Below are 18005 nucleotides of genomic sequence, written 5' to 3'. Positions count from 1 at the left end.
GGCTTTGCGCACCACACACGATCAGGAGTGACCTGTGGAAAAGTTTAAAGGCGCCTTGCTGGTAGGCGCTCTCCGGTTATTTGCCCTGCTGCCTTGGCGCGCCGTCCAGGCCGTCGGCACGGCCATTGGCTGGGTCATGTGGAAAACCCCCAACCGCTCCCGCGACACGGTGCGGATCAACCTGTCCAAGTGCTTCCCCGACATGGACCCGGCCGCCCGCGAGCGCCTGGTGGGCCAGAGCCTGATGGACATTGGCAAATCCCTTACCGAAAGCGCCTGCGCCTGGATCTGGCCGGCTCAACGCTCGATTGACCTGGTCCGCGAAGTCGAAGGCCTGGAAGTGCTGCACCAAGCCCTGGCCTCGGGCAAAGGCGTGGTCGGCATCACCAGCCACCTGGGCAACTGGGAAGTGCTGAACCACTTCTATTGCAGCCAGTGCAAGCCGATCATTTTCTACCGCCCGCCCAAGCTCAAGGCGGTGGATGAACTGCTGCGTAAACAGCGCGTGCAGTTGGGCAACCGCGTGGCGGCATCGACCAAGGAAGGCATTCTCAGTGTGATCAAGGAAGTGCGCAAAGGTGGCCAGGTGGGTATTCCTGCCGACCCGGAGCCGGCCGAATCTGCAGGCATCTTCGTGCCGTTCTTCGCCACCCAGGCCCTTACCAGCAAGTTCGTGCCGAACATGCTCGCCGGCCACAAGGCCGTGGGTGTTTTCCTGCACGCCCTGCGGCTGCCGGACGGTTCGGGTTACAAAGTGATCCTGGAAGCAGCACCGGAAGACATGTACAGCACCGACACCGCCACGTCCTGCGCGGCGATGAGCAAGGTGGTGGAGCGTTATGTCGGCGCGTATCCGAGCCAGTACATGTGGAGCATGAAGCGCTTCAAGAAGCGCCCGCCGGGTGAGGAGCGGTGGTACTGAGTGCCCCGATCTATAGGCCAATGAAGTCCTAATGTGGGAGCTGGCTTGCCTGCGATAGCATCACCTCGGTGTAACTGAAAGACCGAGTTGCCAGCATCGCAGGCAAGCCAGCTCCCACAGGGATCACCTCAGGCCTGGCGGTCGAGTTTCTTTAGGAACACCGTCATCTCTTTTTCGGCCTGTTTGTCGCCATGGGCCTGAGCCGCCACGATCCCTTGTTCCCAGGCCAGCCGTGCTGCTGCACGATCCTCCAAACCCAGTTGGGCCTTGCCCAACAGCTTCCACGCCGCCGAATACTTCGGATCGAACTCGACGCATTTCTGCAAATGCTCCGCCGCCTTGGCGTTGTCCTTCAAGTCCAGATAGCCCTTGCCCAAACCAAATCGCAGCAACGAGCTATCCACACCCTTGGCGAGCATTTTTTCCAGGGAATCGAGCATGTCGGTCACTCCGTCAAATCAGAAAAAGCTCAGGCCCACGTGGAACAGCTTCTCCACATCGCGGATATGTTTTTTATCCACAAGAAACAGGATCACATGGTCACCGGTCTCGATCACCGTATCGTCGTGGGCAATGATCACCTCTTCATCACGAATAATCGCGCCGATGGTTGTGCCCGGCGGTAGGCCGATATCGCGGATGGCCTTGCCGATCACCTTGCTCGATTTCGCGTCACCGTGGGCAATCGCCTCGATGGCTTCCGCCGCGCCCCGGCGCAGGGAGTGCACGCTGACGATGTCGCCACGGCGTACGTGGGCGAGCAAGGTGCCGATGGTGGCCAGCTGCGGGCTGATGGCGATGTCGATATCGCCGCCCTGGATCAGGTCGACGTAGGCCGGGTTGTTGATGATGGTCATCACCTTCTTCGCCCCCAGCCGCTTGGCCAGCAGCGACGACATGATGTTGGCCTCGTCGTCGTTGGTCAGGGCCAGGAAGATGTCGGCGTCGGCGATGTTTTCTTCCATCAGCAGGTCGCGGTCGGAAGCACTGCCTTGCAGTACGACGGTGCTGTCGAGGGTGTCGGACAAATGCCGGCAGCGTGCCGGGTTCATCTCGATGATCTTCACCTGGTAGCGGCTTTCGATGGCTTCGGCCAGGCGTTCGCCAATCTGCCCGCCCCCGGCGATGACGATGCGCTTGTAGCTCTCGTCGAGCCGGCGCATTTCACTCATGACCGCGCGAATATTCGCCTTGGCGGCGATGAAAAATACTTCGTCGTCCGCTTCGATCACCGTATCACCCTGGGGCAGGATCGGCCGGTCACGGCGGAAGATGGCCGCCACGCGGGTCTCCACATTCGGCATGTGTTCACGCAGCTGGCGCAGTTGCTGGCCCACCAACGGCCCGCCGTAGTAAGCCTTCACGGCGACCAGTTGCGCCTTGCCCTCGGCGAAGTCGATCACTTGCAAGGCGCCGGGGATTTCGATCAGGCGCTTGATGTAGTGGGTCACCACCTGTTCTGGGCTGATCAGCACGTCCACCGGAATCGCGTCGTTGTCGAACAGGCCGGCGCGGGTCAGGTAGGCGGCTTCGCGCACGCGGGCGATCTTGGTCGGGGTGTGGAACAGGGTGTGGGCGACCTGGCACGCGACCATGTTGGTCTCGTCGCTGTTGGTCACGGCCACCAGCATGTCGGCGTCGTCGGCACCGGCCTGGCGCAGCACCGTGGGGAACGAGGCGCGGCCTTGCACGGTGCGGATGTCGAGGCGGTCGCCGAGGTTGCGCAGGCGCTCGCTGTCGGTGTCGACCACGGTGATGTCATTGGCTTCGCTGGCCAAATGTTCGGCCAGCGTGCCGCCGACCTGCCCTGCCCCAAGGATGATGATTTTCATCCGGTCACTCCCTTAAACCCGTTTCAGCCGCGCGCGGCGGCGATCTTGATCAGTTTGGCGTAGTAGAAGCCGTCGTGTCCGCCTTCTTGCGCGAGCAATTGGCGGCCATGGGGCTGCTTGATGCCGGCCGCGGTCGCGAGGTCCAGCTCCCGTGCGCCGCTGGTGCGGGCGAGGAAGGCTGCGATCACTTCGGTATTTTCCGTCGGCAAGGTCGAGCACGTGGCGTAAAGCAGGATGCCGCCGACTTCCAGGGTTGGCCACATCGCGTCGAGCAGTTCGCCTTGCAGCACGGCCAGGGCGGCGATGTCGTCGGGTTGGCGGGTGAGCTTGATGTCCGGGTGGCGGCGGATCACGCCGGTGGCGGAGCATGGCGCGTCGAGCAGGATGCGCTGGAAGGGCTTGCCGTCCCACCAGGTGGCGGTGTCGCGGCCATCGGCGGCGATCAACTCGGCGCTGAGGCCCAGGCGGGCGAGGTTCTCTCGTACGCGCACCAGGCGCTTGGCTTCCAGGTCGACGGCGACTACACCGGCGAGGTCTTTTTCGACCTCAAGGATATGACACGTCTTACCGCCCGGTGCGCAGCAGGCGTCGAGCACACGCTGGCCGGGCGCCAGGTCGAGCAGGTCGGCGGCCAGTTGCGCGGCTTCGTCCTGCACGCTGATCCAGCCTTCGGCAAAACCCGGCAGGCTGCGCACGTCGGTGGCGGCTTCGAGCACGATGCCGTCAACGCTGTACACGCACGGCGTGGCGTTGATGCCGGCGGCGGTGAGCAATTGCAGGTAGGCGTCACGGCTGTGATGGCGACGGTTGACCCGCAGGATCATCGGCGGGTGCGCATTGTTCGCCGCGCAAATGGCTTCCCATTGCTCCGGCCAGAACGCCTTGAGGGATTTTTGCAGCCAGCGCGGGTGGGAGGTGCGCACCACCGGGTCATGTTCCAGCTCGGCCAGCAGCGCTTCGCTTTCACGCTGGGCACGGCGCAGCACGGCGTTGAGCAGGGCCTTGGCCCAGGGCTTTTTCAGCTTGTCGGCGCAACCGACGGTTTCGCCGATGGCGGCGTGGGCGGGCACGCGGGTGTATAGCAACTGATAGAGGCCGACCAGCAGCAGCGCTTCCACATCGGCGTCCGCTGCCTTGAACGGCTTTTGCAGCAACTTGGCCGCCAGCGCCGACAAGCGTGGCTGCCAACGGGCGGTGCCAAACGCCAGGTCCTGGGTAAAACCACGGTCGCGGTCTTCGACCTTGTCCATCTGCGTGGGCAACGAACTGTTCAGTGACGCCTTGCCATTGAGGACGGCGGCGAGAGCCTTGGCGGCAGCCAGACGTGGGTTCATTGCGCGACCACCCCGAGCACGGTGCCCACGGCAAATTTCTCACGGCGGCTGTTGAACAAATCGCTGAAACTCAGCGCCTTGCCACCGGGCAATTGCAGACGGGTCAGGCACAGCGCTTGTTCACCGCAGGCGACCAGCAGGCCGTCCTTGCTGGCGCCGATGATTTCACCGGGGGCGCCGTTGCCTTCGGCCAAGGTCGCGGCCAGCACTTTCAGGGCTTCGCCGTTAAGGGTGCTGTGGCAGATCGGCCACGGGTTGAACGCACGCACCAGGCGCTCCAGCTCCACGGCCGGGCGGCTCCAGTCGATGCGCGCTTCATCTTTGTTCAGCTTGTGGGCGTAGGTGGCGAGGCTGTCGTCCTGCACTTCGCCTTCCAGGGTGCCCGCCGCAAGGCCGGCGATGGCCTGCAGCACGGCCGGTGGGCCCAGCTCGGCGAGGCGATCGTGCAGGCTGCCGCCGGTGTCCTGCGCGGTGATCGGGGTGGTGACTTTGAGCAGCATCGGGCCGGTGTCCAGGCCCAGTTCCATGCGCATCACGGTCACGCCGCTTTCGCTGTCGCCGGCTTCTACGGCACGCTGGATCGGCGCCGCACCGCGCCAGCGTGGCAGCAGCGAGGCGTGGCTGTTGATGCAGCCCAGGCGTGGGATATCCAGCACCACTTGCGGCAGGATCAAGCCATAGGCCACCACCAACAGCAGGTCCGGTTGCAGCGCCGCCAGTTCGGCCTGGGCCTCGGCGTTGCGCAGGGTCGGCGGTTGCAGCACGGGAATGTTGTGCTCCAGCGCCAGCTGTTTGACCGGGCTCGGCATCAGTTTTTGCCCGCGACCGGCCGGGCGATCCGGCTGGGTGTACACCGCGACGATGTCATAAGGGCTGGCAAGCAGCGCCTTGAGGTGTTCGGCGGCAAATTCGGGTGTACCGGCAAAAACAATGCGCAGTGGCTCGGTCATGGGAGGTCTCGGTTAAAAGCAGTCACAAAAGAAAAAGGCTTGCCGCAGCAAGCCTTTGGAAGACGGGCATCAAGCTTGCTGGCGATGCTTCTTTTCCAGCTTCTTCTTGATCCGGTCACGCTTGAGCGTGGACAGGTAATCGACAAACAGCTTGCCGTTGAGGTGGTCGCATTCGTGCTGGATGCACACCGCCAGCAGGCCTTCGGCAATCAGCTCGAACGGCTTACCGTCGCGGTCCAGGGCCTTGATCTTCACGCGCAGCGGGCGCTCGACGTTCTCGTAGAACTCCGGCACCGACAGGCAACCTTCCTGGTACTCGCCCATCTCTTCGGTCAGCGGTTCGAACTCTGGGTTGATGTACACCATCGGCTCGCTGCGATCTTCCGACAGGTCCATGACCACGACACGCTGATGCACGTTGACCTGGGTCGCGGCGAGGCCGATGCCCGGGGCTTCATACATTGTTTCAAACATGTCATCGACCAACTGACGAACCTTGTCGTCCACTACGGCCACCGGTTTGGCGACAGTGCGCAGGCGCGAGTCGGGGAATTCGAGGATGTTCAAAATAGCCATAAGCGTAATTGCTGCACATGTGAGGTAAAGGCAAATCGGCGTTGGGATGGACCCAAACGACCGGTGTGAAACCCTTAAAAGCCGCGAAGGCCAAGGCATTTCACGCGAACGCACATAATAAAGGAGATTCACCCCATGAGGAAATCGCTGCTCGTCTTACTGCTGTGGGCCCCGTTCGCCATGGCCCTGCTGCCAGCGCCCGGCCAACGTCTGGATCAGCCGACGCTACAGGCCATCCAGGGCTTTTTATTGCACAACCGCATCCTTGATACCCCTCAGGACCTGGACAACGCGCCCTACATCGTCGCAGCGGACGCCGGCCGGGTGCTGGGCGCGCCGGGTGAGCAGGTGCATGCGCGAGGCGTCCTGGACCCTTCCCAACCGATCTACGGAATATTCCGACACGGCGAGGCCTACACCGATCCACAGACCCACGAACTGCTGGGCAGCAACGCCGATGACATCGGCACCGCGCGCTTTGTGACGGCGGGCGACCTCTCCACCCTGGCCGTGCAGCGGGTGACCCAGGAAATTCGCCCAGGCGACCGCTTGCTCCGTGCCCAGCCACCCATAGATCTGACACGCCTGGAGGTGTCGGAGCCTGCGACCTTCATTGCAGGAAAAATCATCGATATCCCCAGAGGCGTTACCCAGATCGGCGTGCTGGATGCCGTGACCCTGAACAAAGGCCGGCGCGATGGCATGGTTGAGGGGCACCTGCTCGCAGTGATCAAGACGGGCGCCACCGTTCGCGACGCCCTCACCGGTGTCCCTACGAAGCTTCCCGATGAGCGCGCCGGCACTCTGCTGGTGTTTCGCACCTACGAAAAGCTCAGTTACGGCCTTGTCCTCAGTGCTTCACGCCCCCTGGCTGTGATGGACCGTTTCGAGACTGCCCATCAAAGGCAATAAATAGCCTGCTAAATAAGTTACCAACAGAGTTATCCACAGCTTGTTCCGGTCAAGGATGATCAGATGTATCCGACAAACAGTCATGAAATATCCCCAGCAGAACTGGAAGCGCGACTACGCTTGCACAGGCTGCCGGAATTGGGTCCCAAGCGGTTTTGCCGGTTGATCGAAGCATTCGGTTGCGCGTCAAAGGCCATCAGTGCCCCCGCCAGTGCCTGGCGTTCCCTCGGGTTGCCAGCCATCAGTGCGGATGCCCGGCGCAGCCATGAGGTGCGCGATGGCGCCAGCGCTGCATTGGCCTGGCTGGCGCGCCCGGCCCAGCATTTGCTGATGTGGGACCAGCCCGAGTACCCCGCTTTGCTCGCCCAGATCGACGACGCACCGCCCTTGTTATTCGTCGCCGGCGACCCTGGAATCCTGGAAAAGCCGCAATTGGCGGTGGTCGGCAGTCGTCGTGCTTCACGCCCTGGCATGGACACCGCAGCCGCGTTTTCGCGCAGTTTGGCCAGCGCTGGTTTTGTCATCACCAGCGGCCTTGCACTGGGGATTGATGGCGCGGCGCATCAGGCGGCATTGGATGTCGGGGGGCAGACAATCGGCGTGCTCGGCACCGGCCTCGAAAATTTTTATCCACAGCGCCACAAGCGACTCGCCGCGACGATGATTGCGCAGGGCAGCGCCGTGGTTTCCGAGTTCCCGCTGGACACTGCGCCCCAGGCCGGCAACTTTCCCCGGCGCAACCGGATCATCAGCGGCCTGTCCCTCGGCGTGCTGGTGGTGGAGGCCAGCACGGCCAGCGGTTCGCTGATCACCGCGAAGCTTGCTGCCGAGCAAGGCCGCGAGGTGTATGCGATCCCGGGCTCCATCCACCATCCCGGCGCCAAGGGCTGTCACCAACTGATCCGCGAGGGTGCGGTGCTGGTGGAAACCATCGAGCACATCCTGGAAGGCTTGCGCGGCTGGCAGGCGTTGTCGCGCCCGGCACCGGTGCCGGTGACGCATCCGTTTGTGGCGCTGCTGCACGCGGCGCCCCACACCAGCGAAGCCCTGGCGATTGCCAGTGGGCGGCCGTTGTCCCAGGTGCTGGCGACCCTTACCGAGCTGGAGCTGGAAGGCCGCGTGACCTGTGAAAGCGGGCACTGGCTCGCGCGCTGCTAGGTTTTGTAACAGAGATCGGTAAACTGCCCAGAGCTTTGGTCTGGAGAGTAAACAATGGTCAACAGGTGGCGTGTGCTGGAAGCCGCACGAGAAATTCGCGCAGGTGCGGTGATTGCCTACCCAACCGAGGCGGTGTGGGGCCTGGGCTGCGACCCGTGGAATGAAGAAGCGGTGGACCGCTTGCTGGCGATCAAGAACCGTTCGGTAGACAAGGGTTTGATCGTGGTCGCCGATAGCATTCACCAGTTCGACTTTTTGTTCGAAGACTTCCCGCAAGACTGGATCGATCGCATGGCCAGCACCTGGCCGGGGCCTAACACATGGTTGGTACCCCATCAGGGTTTGCTGCCGGAGTGGGTCACCGGTGTGCACGACACGGTGGCGTTGCGGGTCAGCGATCACCCGTTGGTGCGGGATTTGTGCGCAGAGGTGGGGCCGTTGATTTCCACCTCGGCCAACCCGCAGGGCCGCCCGGCGGCGCGTACGCGGATTCGCGTGGAGCAGTATTTCCGTGGCCAGGTGGACCTGGTGTTGGGTGGCGCCCTGGGTGGGCGCAAGAACCCGAGCCTGATTCGCGATTTGGCCACGGGTAAGGTTGTTCGACCGTCCTGAGACCGAGGTGCGGCCATCGCGGGCAAGCCCGCTCCCACAGGTTGATCGGGTTCCAACTGGAGAAACTCGGTCAAATGTGGGAGCGGGCTTGCCCGCGATGAGGCCCTTGAATCAGTAGAGTCCTGAAGCCTTACGGCAACAGAATCGTCGACCCCGTCGTGCGCCGCCCCGACAACTCCGTCTGCGCCTTCGCCGCATCCGCCAGCGCATACCGCTGGTTGATATCAATGCGCACCTTGCCGCTCTTGATCATCGAGAACAGATCATCCGCCATCGCCTGCAAATTCTGCGGGTTGTTGGCGTAGGTGGCCAAGGTCGGCCGGGTCACGTACAGCGAACCTTTCGCCGACAAAATCCCCAGGTTCACCCCATCCACTGCGCCCGACGCATTGCCGAAACTTACCACCAGCCCGCGCGGCGCCACGCTGTCCAGTGAGGTCAGCCACGTGTCCTTGCCCACACCGTCGTACACCACTGGCACTTTTTTGCCGTCGGTCAATTCCAGCACGCGTTGTGCGACGTTTTCCTTGCTGTAGTCGATGGTTTCCCAGGCACCGAGGGATTTGGCCAGGGCGGCTTTTTCCGGCGAGCTGACCGTACCGATCAGCTTCACGCCCAAGGCCTTGGCCCACTGGCAGGCCAGGGAACCCACACCACCGGCAGCGGCGTGGAACAGGATGGTTTCGCCACCCTTCAACTCATAGGTCTGGCGCAGCAGGTATTGCACGGTCAGGCCCTTGAGCATGGCGCCAGCCGCTTGTTCGAAGCTGATCTCGTCCGGCAGGTGCACCAGGTTGGCGGCCGGCAGCACATGCAGTTCGCTGTACGCACCCAGCGGCCCGCTGCCGTAGGCCACACGGTCGCCGACCTTGAATTGGGTGACTTCGCTGCCGACGGCATCGACCACACCGGCGCCTTCCGCGCCCAAGCCGGATGGCAACGCAGGCGGCGCGTACAAACCGCTGCGGAAGTAGGTGTCGATAAAATTCAGGCCGATGGCCTGGTTACGTACGCGAACCTGCTGTGGGCCGGGTTCCGCAGGCGTGTAGTCCACATACTCAAGCACGTCGGGACCGCCATGGGCGCTGAACTGGATACGTTTTGCCATCTGCCTTCTCCTTGGGTCGAATTCGCGTAGTCGGCTATCGAACTCCTAAGCTTGATCTTCGTCAACTGCGGCGCAACGGGGTGCGGTGGTATCCTGTGCGCCCATTTGCCGCCGACGCCCAATGGCCTCGCGTAGCTTTGCCCGATTCAAGGTGATGCCATGACTACCCGCACCGAGGCTGTAAAGGCCTACCTGCTTGACCTGCAAGACCGCATTTGCAGCGCCCTGGAAACCTTCGAGACGGACACTCGCTTTATCGAAGACGCCTGGACCCGGCCTGCCGGCGGCGGCGGTCGTACCCGTGTGATTGCAGACGGTGCGGTGATCGAAAAAGGCGGCGTTAACTTTTCCCACGTGTTTGGTAGCGGTCTCCCACCGTCCGCCAGTGCCCACCGCCCTGAACTGGCCGGCCGTGGCTTTGAAGCCCTGGGCGTGTCGCTGGTGATCCACCCGCACAACCCTCACGTACCGACGTCCCACGCAAACGTGCGCTTTTTCATCGCCGAAAAAGAAGGCGAAGAGCCGGTGTGGTGGTTCGGTGGCGGCTTTGACCTCACGCCCTACTACGCCAACGAAGAAGACTGCATCCACTGGCACCGCGTGGCCGAGCAGGCCTGCGCGCCGTTCGGCCCGGACGTTTATTCGCGTTACAAAGCCTGGTGCGACACCTACTTCCACATCAAGCATCGCAATGAACCGCGTGGCATCGGCGGCCTGTTCTTCGACGACTTGAACGAATGGGACTTCGACACCTGCTTCGCCTTCATCCGCGCCATCGGTGACGCCTATATCGACGCCTACCTGCCGATCGTGCAGCGCCGCAAGGCCACCGCGTACACCGAGCAACAGCGCGAATTCCAGGAATTCCGCCGTGGCCGCTACGTTGAGTTCAACCTGGTCTACGACCGTGGCACCCTGTTTGGCCTGCAATCGGGTGGGCGCACCGAGTCGATCCTGATGTCGCTGCCGCCACAAGTGCGCTGGAGCTACGACTGGAAAGCCGAGGCCGGCAGCGAAGAAGCGCGGCTCACCGACTACTTCCTGCAAGACCGTGACTGGCTCGGCCTTGCCGCACCCAAGGCGGCAGTCTGATGGACCGTTATGTGGTATTCGGCAACCCCATCGGCCACAGCAAGTCGCCGCTGATCCACCGGATGTTCGCCGAGCAGACCGGCGAACAACTGGACTACAGCACTTTGCTGGCGCCGCTGGAGGATTTCACCGGCTGTGCCCGTGAGTTTTTTCAGCACGGTCGTGGCGCCAACGTCACCGTACCGTTCAAGGAAGACGCCTATCGGCTGGCCAACAGCCTCACCGAACGGGCCCAACGTGCTGGCGCGGTGAACACCTTGAGCAAGCTCGCCGATGGCAGCCTGCTGGGTGACAACACCGACGGCGCCGGCCTGGTGCGCGACCTCACGGTCAACGCCGGGCTGAGCCTGCAAGGCAAGCGCATCTTGCTGCTGGGCGCTGGCGGCGCCGTACGTGGCGCGCTGGAACCGTTGCTGGCCGAGCGGCCGGCCTCGCTGATCATTGCCAACCGCACCGTGGAAAAAGCCGAAATGCTCGCCGAGTTGTTTGACGACTTGGGCCCGGTGTCTGCCAGCGGTTTCGACTGGCTGCGTGAGCCAGTGGACGTGATCATCAATGCCACGTCCGCCAGCCTGTCAGGCGATGTACCACCGATTGCCAGCAGCCTGATCGAGCCGGGCAAGACGTTTTGCTACGACATGATGTACGGCAAGGAGCCCACTGCGTTTTGCCGTTGGGCGACAGAGCAAGGTGCCGCCGTGGCGATGGATGGCTTGGGGATGTTGGTGGAGCAGGCGGCGGAGGCGTTTTTCCTGTGGCGCGGTGTGCGCCCGGAGTCGGCGCCGGTGTTGGCCGAGCTGCGTCGCCAGTTGGCTTAACTCCAACCTAAGTGGGCACAGCCAGCTCCCACAGTTTTGACCGCATTCAGTCTTCGAAGTGGATGGGGCACCTGTCGGCCCCTTCCAGTTTTTTCAGCTCTTCAACGACCTGCGGCCTGGCCCGGCGCAATGTCAAACTCCTCCCCAACCCCCGCAACCGCCGCGCCTCCTGATGCAACATCTCCACCCCGGAATAATCGATAAAGTTGATCTGCTGCGACTCAATCACCACCCGCTCGCCCTGTAACCGTTGCAGGCGCACTTGCAGGTAATGGCTGGCGCCAAAAAAGATCGAGCCGCCCACCCGCAGCACATCCTCATCACCATCGCGCCACTGCTGCACTCGCGGCTGCGACGTGCGCTTGAGGTAGAAAAACAACGACGCCAGCACCCCTGCATAAATCGCTGTTTGCAACTCCAGCAGCAAGGTCGCGACGCAGGTCAGGCCCATCACCACAAACTCGGCGCGGCTCACGCGAAACAGGGCGCGAATGCCTCGGTGATCCACCAGCCCCCAGCAAATCAGGAGGATGCTCGCCGCCATGCTCGGGATCGGGATATGGGCGATCAATGCCGCGCCAAACAGCGCAAACAACGCCACCCACAGGGCAGAAAACACCCCGGCCAGGGGTGAGCACGCGCCGGCTTCATAGCTGAGACCGGAGCGGGTAAAGGAACCGGCTGACAAGTACCCGGAGAAAAATCCGCCGACGATATTGGATAAGCCCTGCGCGCGGACTTCCTGGTTGGCGTCGAGCAATTGTTGCGAACGGGCCGACAGCGAGCGGGCAATCGACAGGCTGGTCACCAGCCCCAGCATGCCCACCGCCACGGCGCTGGGCAGCAGGCGCAGGAGCATGTCCAGGTCCATCGGCAGCGGGCTGAACGGCGGCAGCTTGCCCACGAACGAACTGACCCGCGCCACATGGCCGAACATCGCCGGCCACAGCCACGCCACCAGGCTGCCAAGCGCCAAGGCGATCAGCAGCGTCGGCCAACGTGGCAGCAGGTATTTGAGCAATGCGCCCACCAGCAATGTGCCCAGGCCCAGGGCAAGCGAGGCGTGGTCCCATTCGCCGCCGTGATCCACCAGCGCCAGCAGACTCTTGATCGCGGTGGCCTGGCTCGGTAGATCCAGCCCCAGCAGGTTGGGCAACTGCCCCAGGGCAATCACCACGGCGGCGCCCAGGGTGAAGCCCAGCACCACCGAATGGGAGACGAAATTCACCAGCGCGCCGAAGCGCAGCATGCCCAGCAACCACTGGAAAACCCCGGCGAGGAAGGTCAGCAACAGGATCAGGGTGATGTAGTCCTGCGACCCCGGCACGGCCAATGGGCTAACGCTGGCGTACAGCACGATGGAGATTGCCGCCGTGGGGCCGCAGATCAGGTGCCAGGACGAACCCCACAGGCACGCGATCAGCACCGGAATGATCGCGGCATACAGCCCGTATTCCGGTGGGAGACCGGCGATCAGTGCGTAGGCAATCGACTGCGGCAAGGCCAGCACCGCGCCGCTGAGGCCGACGATGGCATCCCGGCCGACACTGGCGCGGGTTTGGCGCGGCAACCAGCGCAGGAAGGGGAAGAGGGTGTGGCGGGTGGGCCGGGGCATCGCAGACTCGGGTAGAAAGGTTTGACTCAGGGTATCAGCACACACAGGCCCCTGTGGGAGCTGGCTTGCCTGCGATGCAGACACCGCGGTACTTCAGGTACACACAGGTGATGCTATCGCAGGCAAGCCAGCTCCCACACAAGCCAGCTCTCACAAAGGCCTTAGAGTTTGGCTTTTACCGCTGGCAACGCATCCTTGCCATCCACGGTCTTCACCCCCTCCAACCACTTATCCAACACCGCTGGATTCGCCTTGATCCACGCCTTCGCCGCCTCGGCATTGCTGACCTTGTTGTTGGCCACCTCGGCCATGATGCTGTTCTCCATCTCCTGGGTGAAACTCAGGTTGGTCAGCAGTTTTCCTACGTTCGGGCAGGCTTGTGCGTACCCCTTGCGCGTCAGGGTGTACACGCTGCCGGTGTCGCCGAAGTACTTCTCGCCGCCCTTGAGGTAGTGCATTTTCAACTGCACGTTCATCGGGTGCGGCGTCCAGCCGAGGAAGGTGACGAAGCGCTGTTTCTTCACCGCCCGCGACACTTCGGCGAGCATCGCCTGTTCGCTGGACTCGATCAGCTTCCACTGGCCAAGGTCGAAGTCGTTCTTCTTGATGATCTCCTGCAACGAGATATTCGCCGGCGCGCCGGAGCCGATGCCGTAGATCTTCTTGTCGAACTTGTCGGCAAATTTGTTCAAGTCGGCAAAGTCATGCACCCCGGCGTCCCACACGTAGTCCGGCACGGCGAGGGTGAATTCGGTGCCGTCGAGGTTTTTCGCCAGTTGCACCACATCGCCATTGGCCACGAACTTGTCATAGAAGCCCTGCTGCGCTGGCATCCAGTTGCCGAGGAACACATCCACCTGGCCGTCCTTGAGCCCGCCAAAGGTGATCGGCACCGCCAGGGTATCGACCTTGGGTTTGTAGCCCATGCCCGTCAGCAGAAAACCGGTGATGGCATTGGTCGCGGCGATATCGCTCCAGCCCGGATCGGCCATTTTCACCGTGTCACAGCTTGTGTCCGCGTACACATTGGCGCTGCCGAGCGCCAACATGCCCAGTATCACAGTCAACTTTTGCATGGCCTTCCCTCAGTTTTATTGGTGTTGGCAGGGTTGTGGATAACGTGCCTTGCGCTCCAGGTCGTCGAGGTCGATATGGTTGCGCATGTATTGCTGACTGGCGTCTACCAGTGGCTGGTGATCCCAGCTCTTCAGCTTGCCCTGGGTCAGTGCTTCAAACACCAGGCGACGGCGGCGTTGGCTGGCGAGCACCTGTTGGTGGATCGCCGGGATGTCCCATTTGGCCCGCGCCTCATTCAAAAACGCCTCGAACAGTGGCCGGTGTTCCGGTGACTGGCTGAGGTTTTCCCGCTCGTGCGGGTCATTGCGCACATCGAACAGCAGACAAGGGTCGTCTTCGCTGTAGATGAATTTATAGGCGCCCCGGCGAATCATCATCAGCGGGCTGATCGTGCCTTCGGCCATGTATTCGCCAAACACTTCGTCGTGCCCGTCCTGCCCCTGCAAGTGCGGGACCAGTGAGCGGCCGTCCAGTGGCAGGCGCGGGTCGAGCGTGCCGCCGGCCAGTTCCACCAACGTTGGCAACAGGTCGGCGGTGGACACGGCCTGGCTGACACGCCCCGACGCAAATTGCCCCGGCGCACTCACCAGCAGCGGTACGCGGGCGGCCATTTCAAACCAGTGCATTTTGTACCAGAGGCCGCGCTCGCCAAGCATGTCGCCATGGTCACCGGAGAAAATGATGATGGTGTCGTCGGCCAGGCCGGTGTCTTCCAGGGTTTGCAGGAGTTTTCCGACATTGCTATCGATGTAACTGCACGCGCCGAAGTAGGCCCGGCGTGCATCGCGGATCTTATCCACAGGCAGCGGCTTGTCCCACAGGTCGTAGACCTTGAGCAGGCGCTGGGAATGCGGGTCGAGATCTTCTTGCGCTGGCGTCGTAGGCAATGGGATATCGGCGTCGTCGTACAGGTCCCAGAACGGCTTGGGAATGGTGTACGGGTCATGGGGATGGGTCATCGACACGGTCAGGCAGAACGGTTGGTCGCCGTCCTCGCGGATATGGTCGAACAGGTACTGCTGGGCCTTGAACACCACCTCTTCGTCGAAATCCAGCTGGTTGGTGCGCACGCACGGGCCGGCTTGCAGCACCGACGACATGTTGTGGTACCAGCTGGGGCGCACGTCCGGTTCATCCCAGTTCACCGCCCAGCCGTAGTCGGCGGGGTAGATGTCGCTGGTCAGGCGTTCTTCGTAGCCGTGCAACTGGTCGGGGCCGCAGAAATGCATCTTGCCCGACAGCGCCGTGCGATAGCCGAGGCGACGCAAGTAGTGGGCATAGGTCGGCACATCGGCGGGGAAATCCGCCGCGTTGTCGTAGGCGCCGATCTTGCTCGGCAACTGCCCACTGACCAGGGTAAAACGCGACGGCGCGCACAGCGGGCTGTTGCAATAGGCGGCGTCGAACACCACGCCCTGTGCGGCGAGGCGGCTCAAATTGGGCAACTTGATCGGCGAAGAACCGTAGAACGGCAGCAGCGGCGCGGCCATTTGATCGGCCATGATGAAAAGAATGTTCTTGCGCTTCATGGGTTGTCGGCATTCCATAGGCGGTGTTTATGCGAATGAGCATGCAGCCCATGGAAATTGGGGTAAAGCCCATAAAAAGCAATGTCTAGGATAAGCACAGCTTATGTATGAAGCCCTTGGTGACGTGTCCCTCGACCTGTTGCGCGCCTTTGAAGCGGCCGCGCGACACCGCAGCTTTACTGCCGCCGCGATGGAGTTGGGCACCACCCAGCCGGCCATCAGCCAGCAGATCAAGCGCCTGGAGGAACAGCTGGCGATTCGCCTGTTTGATCGCATCTATCGCGGCATCGAGCTGACCGACGCCGGCGCGCTGCTGTTCGACCATGTGCAGGGCGGCTTGCAGAGCATCAACGCCGGCCTGAGTGCCATCACCCAGCAGGACCAGCATGAAGTGCTACAAGTGGCCACCGACTTTGCCTTCGCCGCCTATTGGTTGATGCCGCGCCTGCACCGCTTCCACCAGGCCAACCCGCAAGTCGATGTGAGCCTGGTGACCAGCGAGCGCAACCACGCCACTCTGCGCAGCGATATCGACGTGGCGGTGCTGTTTGGCGACGGCCGTTTCAAGCAAGGCGAGAGCCTGTGGCTGTTCAACGAGGAAGTGTTCCCGGTGTGCAGCCCGCAATGGCTGAAAGAGCAGGTCACGCCACTGACTGTACAAAATTTGCACGATTTCCCCCTGCTGCACCTGCGCCAGGAAAACAATAGCCAGTGGTTCGACTGGAGCGGCGTGTTCCGCGAACTGGGCATCAGTGTCGCGCCCACCCCCGGCCAACTGCGCTTCGACAACTACACCTTGCTGATCCAGGCGGCGATCGCCGGCCAGGGCGTGGCCATCGGCTGGCGCCACCTGGTGGACAACCTGCTGGAGCAGAACTGGCTGTGCCGGCCGGTCGGCGACACGGTGATTTCGCGGTTTGGCTATTACGTGGTGCAGCCCCAGCGCAAACGCCGGGGCCAGTTGGTGGAGCGCTTTGTCGAGTGGCTGCTGGCCGAGCAAGCCAGCAGCGCGCAGTCGTTGACCGGGCTGGCCCTGCCGTCGATTGCGGTCTAGGATTTGGCGCTTATTGGATTGGGAGTCCGTCATGCAACGTATCAAGGGCTACCACGCCCATATCTACTTCGACGCGAACACTATCGAACAAGCGCGCACCTTGTGCGAAGACGCCGCCAAACTGTTCCCGCTGCGCATGGGCCGTGTCCACGAAAAACCCGTCGGCCCGCACCCGGACTGGAGCTGCCAGCTGGCCTTTGATCCCGAGTACATCGGCGTGGTGCTGCCGTGGCTGGTGATCCATCGCAATGGGCTGGTGGTGTTCCTGCACCCCGATACCGGCGATGACCTGAAGGATCACACCGACTACGCGGTCTGGATGGGGGCGATGCGGGAACTGAACTTGTCAGCTTTCTCTTAATTAAAATCCCTAAATATGGGATTGATATTTATATATTGAGACTTGCGCTCGCGTAGGTTTATATTCCTGCATCCGCTCAGAACTCAGGTGAAGCGATGCAGGCGCAATTGATCGCGCTCGATTGGGGAACCAGTTCCCTTCGTGCTTACAAACTCGGCCCGGCAGGCGTCGTGCTGGAACACCGCGCGCTGGCGTGCGGGATCATGCATTTGCCCAGCGAACCCCGGGACATTGCCGGCGTGCGTTGCAGCGATGGCTTCGAACTGGCTTTCGACGCAGCCTGCGGGGATTGGCTCGACGCCCAGCCCGGCCTGCCGGTGATTGCCTGTGGCATGGTCGGTAGCGCCCAAGGCTGGAGCGAGGCGGCCTATCGCAACACACCAGTGGATGTCGCCCGCCTGGGCCAGGCGTTGCACCGCGTGCGCAGCTTGCGCGGTGTCGATGTGCACATCGTGCCCGGCGTGATCGAGCAGGCCGGTTTGCCCAATGTGATGCGCGGTGAAGAAACCCAGGTGCTGGGCGTGCTGCAAGGCCTCGGTGCCGAGGTGTTGATCGGCCTGCCGGGCAGCCATTCCAAGTGGGTCGAGGTGGTCGACGGCTGCATTACCCACTTCGATACCTTCATGACCGGCGAAGTCTTCGCGGTACTGAGCAAACACAGCATCCTTGGGCGCACCCAGAAGACCGGCGAGCACTTCCAGGCCGACGCGTTTGACCGTGGCGTGCAGGTGGCGCTCTCGGAAGATGGGCTGCGCGGCGTGCTGTCCACCTTGTTCAGCGCGCGCACCCTTGGCCTGACCGGCGAACTCGCCCCTGAGCAGCAGCCGGATTACCTCTCCGGGTTGCTGATCGGCCATGAACTCGCCGGCCTGCCGGCACGCTCCAGGCAGCAGCCGATCATCCTGGTCGGCGCCGCTGCGCTCTGCGCCCGCTATCAACGCGCCCTCGCCCTCTGCGGCTTCGCCCACGTCAGCCTGGCGCCGGAGGCCAGCGAGCGTGGCCTGTGGCAATTGGCCGTGGCCGCCGGGCTCACTCAACCTGCATCGGAGGCCTGA

The 18005-nt window shown here is 62.7% G+C and carries 18 protein-coding genes; 9 read left to right on the top strand and 9 right to left on the bottom strand.

All coding sequences use genetic code 11. The features are described from left to right. Positions 1-34 precede the first annotated feature (34 nt). The gene (locus tag ACU688_RS16545) at positions 35-922 is read left to right on the top strand and encodes a lysophospholipid acyltransferase (protein ID WP_448185639.1); all 888 of its coding nucleotides are present in this window, start codon (positions 35-37) and stop codon (positions 920-922) included. A 128-nt stretch (positions 923-1050) separates the two neighbouring features. On the opposite strand, the gene ACU688_RS16540 is transcribed toward ACU688_RS16545, so the two are convergent. The 5 genes from ACU688_RS16540 to def all read right to left on the bottom strand — a co-directional run bounded on the left by ACU688_RS16540 (position 1051) and on the right by def (position 5614). Next, on the bottom strand, positions 1051-1362 hold the full coding sequence (locus ACU688_RS16540; RefSeq protein ID WP_448185638.1) for a hypothetical protein: 312 nt from the start codon (positions 1360-1362) through the stop codon (positions 1051-1053). Positions 1363-1380: 18 nt separating this feature from the next. After that, a complete protein-coding gene (trkA, locus tag ACU688_RS16535; RefSeq protein WP_017736256.1) occupies positions 1381-2754 on the bottom strand; it encodes a Trk system potassium transporter TrkA in 1374 nt (457 codons plus the stop codon). Positions 2755-2777: 23 nt separating this feature from the next. Continuing rightward, positions 2778-4088, bottom strand: coding sequence for a 16S rRNA (cytosine(967)-C(5))-methyltransferase RsmB (gene rsmB, locus ACU688_RS16530; protein WP_448185637.1), 1311 nt, complete (start codon positions 4086-4088; stop codon positions 2778-2780). After that, a complete protein-coding gene (fmt, locus tag ACU688_RS16525) occupies positions 4085-5038 on the bottom strand; it encodes a methionyl-tRNA formyltransferase (RefSeq protein WP_448185636.1) in 954 nt (317 codons plus the stop codon). Before fmt ends, rsmB begins: the two co-directional genes overlap by 4 nt. 69 nt (positions 5039-5107) lie before the next feature. Beyond that, positions 5108-5614, bottom strand: coding sequence for a peptide deformylase (def, locus tag ACU688_RS16520; protein WP_017736259.1), 507 nt, complete (start codon positions 5612-5614; stop codon positions 5108-5110). A gap of 135 nt (positions 5615-5749) precedes the next feature. Between def and ACU688_RS16515 the strand changes: the two genes are divergently transcribed. From ACU688_RS16515 to tsaC, 3 genes are all read left to right on the top strand, one after another. Next, positions 5750-6526 (top strand): peptidoglycan-binding protein, encoded by a 777-nt coding sequence (locus ACU688_RS16515; RefSeq protein ID WP_448185635.1) that lies wholly within the window; start codon positions 5750-5752, stop codon positions 6524-6526. A 63-nt stretch (positions 6527-6589) separates the two neighbouring features. Continuing rightward, positions 6590-7684, top strand: a complete 1095-nt coding sequence (dprA, locus tag ACU688_RS16510; protein ID WP_448185634.1) for a DNA-processing protein DprA — start codon at positions 6590-6592, stop codon at positions 7682-7684. A 54-nt stretch (positions 7685-7738) separates the two neighbouring features. After that, the gene (gene tsaC / locus ACU688_RS16505) at positions 7739-8296 is read left to right on the top strand and encodes an L-threonylcarbamoyladenylate synthase type 1 TsaC (RefSeq protein WP_448185633.1); all 558 of its coding nucleotides are present in this window, start codon (positions 7739-7741) and stop codon (positions 8294-8296) included. 130 nt (positions 8297-8426) lie between these two features. On the opposite strand, the gene ACU688_RS16500 is transcribed toward tsaC, so the two are convergent. Then, positions 8427-9404 carry an NADPH:quinone reductase gene (locus tag ACU688_RS16500; RefSeq protein WP_257781908.1) on the bottom strand — a complete coding sequence of 326 codons (978 nt, stop codon included), beginning with the start codon at positions 9402-9404 and terminating at the stop codon, positions 8427-8429. A 159-nt stretch (positions 9405-9563) separates the two neighbouring features. Here ACU688_RS16500 and hemF point away from each other — a divergent pair, with 159 nt between their 5' ends. Both hemF and aroE read left to right on the top strand, forming a co-directional pair. Continuing rightward, complete coding sequence (gene hemF, locus ACU688_RS16495) at positions 9564-10496, top strand: oxygen-dependent coproporphyrinogen oxidase (protein WP_448185632.1); 933 nt, start codon at positions 9564-9566, stop codon at positions 10494-10496. Further along, positions 10496-11314 carry a shikimate dehydrogenase gene (gene aroE, locus ACU688_RS16490; RefSeq protein ID WP_448185631.1) on the top strand — a complete coding sequence of 273 codons (819 nt, stop codon included), beginning with the start codon at positions 10496-10498 and terminating at the stop codon, positions 11312-11314. Before hemF ends, aroE begins: the two co-directional genes overlap by 1 nt. Positions 11315-11360: 46 nt before the next feature. Here aroE and ACU688_RS16485 read toward each other — a convergent pair whose 3' ends face one another. From ACU688_RS16485 to betC, 3 genes are all read right to left on the bottom strand, one after another. Further along, positions 11361-12929, bottom strand: a complete 1569-nt coding sequence (locus tag ACU688_RS16485) for a SulP family inorganic anion transporter (RefSeq protein WP_448185630.1) — start codon at positions 12927-12929, stop codon at positions 11361-11363. A 161-nt stretch (positions 12930-13090) separates the two neighbouring features. Beyond that, positions 13091-14005, bottom strand: a complete 915-nt coding sequence (gene choX / locus ACU688_RS16480; RefSeq protein WP_448185629.1) for a choline ABC transporter substrate-binding protein — start codon at positions 14003-14005, stop codon at positions 13091-13093. Between the two features lie 15 nt (positions 14006-14020). After that, complete coding sequence (gene betC / locus ACU688_RS16475; RefSeq protein ID WP_448185628.1) at positions 14021-15535, bottom strand: choline-sulfatase; 1515 nt, start codon at positions 15533-15535, stop codon at positions 14021-14023. 103 nt (positions 15536-15638) lie between these two features. Between betC and ACU688_RS16470 the strand changes: the two genes are divergently transcribed. From ACU688_RS16470 to ACU688_RS16460, 3 genes are all read left to right on the top strand, one after another. Beyond that, positions 15639-16589 (top strand): choline sulfate utilization transcriptional regulator, encoded by a 951-nt coding sequence (locus ACU688_RS16470; RefSeq protein WP_448185627.1) that lies wholly within the window; start codon positions 15639-15641, stop codon positions 16587-16589. A gap of 31 nt (positions 16590-16620) precedes the next feature. Further along, complete coding sequence (locus ACU688_RS16465) at positions 16621-16950, top strand: DOPA 4,5-dioxygenase family protein (protein ID WP_448185626.1); 330 nt, start codon at positions 16621-16623, stop codon at positions 16948-16950. 95 nt (positions 16951-17045) lie between these two features. Further along, positions 17046-18005, top strand: a complete 960-nt coding sequence (locus ACU688_RS16460) for a 2-dehydro-3-deoxygalactonokinase (protein ID WP_448185625.1) — start codon at positions 17046-17048, stop codon at positions 18003-18005.

This window comes from Pseudomonas acericola (SeqCode) (assembly GCF_053456465.1).
This window is presented reverse-complemented; position numbering and strand designations above follow the sequence as displayed.

Excerpts from the sequence above, each read along its gene's own strand:
- dprA (WP_448185634.1), top strand. The coding sequence starts at position 6,590 with ATGTATCCGACAAACAGTCATGAAATATCCCCAGCAGAACTGGAAGCG.
- ACU688_RS16470 (WP_448185627.1), top strand. The coding sequence starts at position 15,639 with ATGTATGAAGCCCTTGGTGACGTGTCCCTCGACCTGTTGCGCGCCTTT.
- betC (WP_448185628.1), bottom strand. The coding sequence starts at position 15,535 with ATGAAGCGCAAGAACATTCTTTTCATCATGGCCGATCAAATGGCCGCG.
- tsaC (WP_448185633.1), top strand. The coding sequence starts at position 7,739 with ATGGTCAACAGGTGGCGTGTGCTGGAAGCCGCACGAGAAATTCGCGCA.
- ACU688_RS16460 (WP_448185625.1), top strand. The coding sequence starts at position 17,046 with ATGCAGGCGCAATTGATCGCGCTCGATTGGGGAACCAGTTCCCTTCGT.
- ACU688_RS16465 (WP_448185626.1), top strand. The coding sequence starts at position 16,621 with ATGCAACGTATCAAGGGCTACCACGCCCATATCTACTTCGACGCGAAC.
- ACU688_RS16515 (WP_448185635.1), top strand. The coding sequence starts at position 5,750 with ATGAGGAAATCGCTGCTCGTCTTACTGCTGTGGGCCCCGTTCGCCATG.
- ACU688_RS16540 (WP_448185638.1), bottom strand. The coding sequence starts at position 1,362 with ATGCTCGATTCCCTGGAAAAAATGCTCGCCAAGGGTGTGGATAGCTCG.
- ACU688_RS16485 (WP_448185630.1), bottom strand. The coding sequence starts at position 12,929 with ATGCCCCGGCCCACCCGCCACACCCTCTTCCCCTTCCTGCGCTGGTTG.
- def (WP_017736259.1), bottom strand. The coding sequence starts at position 5,614 with ATGGCTATTTTGAACATCCTCGAATTCCCCGACTCGCGCCTGCGCACT.
- ACU688_RS16500 (WP_257781908.1), bottom strand. The coding sequence starts at position 9,404 with ATGGCAAAACGTATCCAGTTCAGCGCCCATGGCGGTCCCGACGTGCTT.
- aroE (WP_448185631.1), top strand. The coding sequence starts at position 10,496 with ATGGACCGTTATGTGGTATTCGGCAACCCCATCGGCCACAGCAAGTCG.
- rsmB (WP_448185637.1), bottom strand. The coding sequence starts at position 4,088 with ATGAACCCACGTCTGGCTGCCGCCAAGGCTCTCGCCGCCGTCCTCAAT.
- trkA (WP_017736256.1), bottom strand. The coding sequence starts at position 2,754 with ATGAAAATCATCATCCTTGGGGCAGGGCAGGTCGGCGGCACGCTGGCC.
- choX (WP_448185629.1), bottom strand. The coding sequence starts at position 14,005 with ATGCAAAAGTTGACTGTGATACTGGGCATGTTGGCGCTCGGCAGCGCC.
- fmt (WP_448185636.1), bottom strand. The coding sequence starts at position 5,038 with ATGACCGAGCCACTGCGCATTGTTTTTGCCGGTACACCCGAATTTGCC.
- hemF (WP_448185632.1), top strand. The coding sequence starts at position 9,564 with ATGACTACCCGCACCGAGGCTGTAAAGGCCTACCTGCTTGACCTGCAA.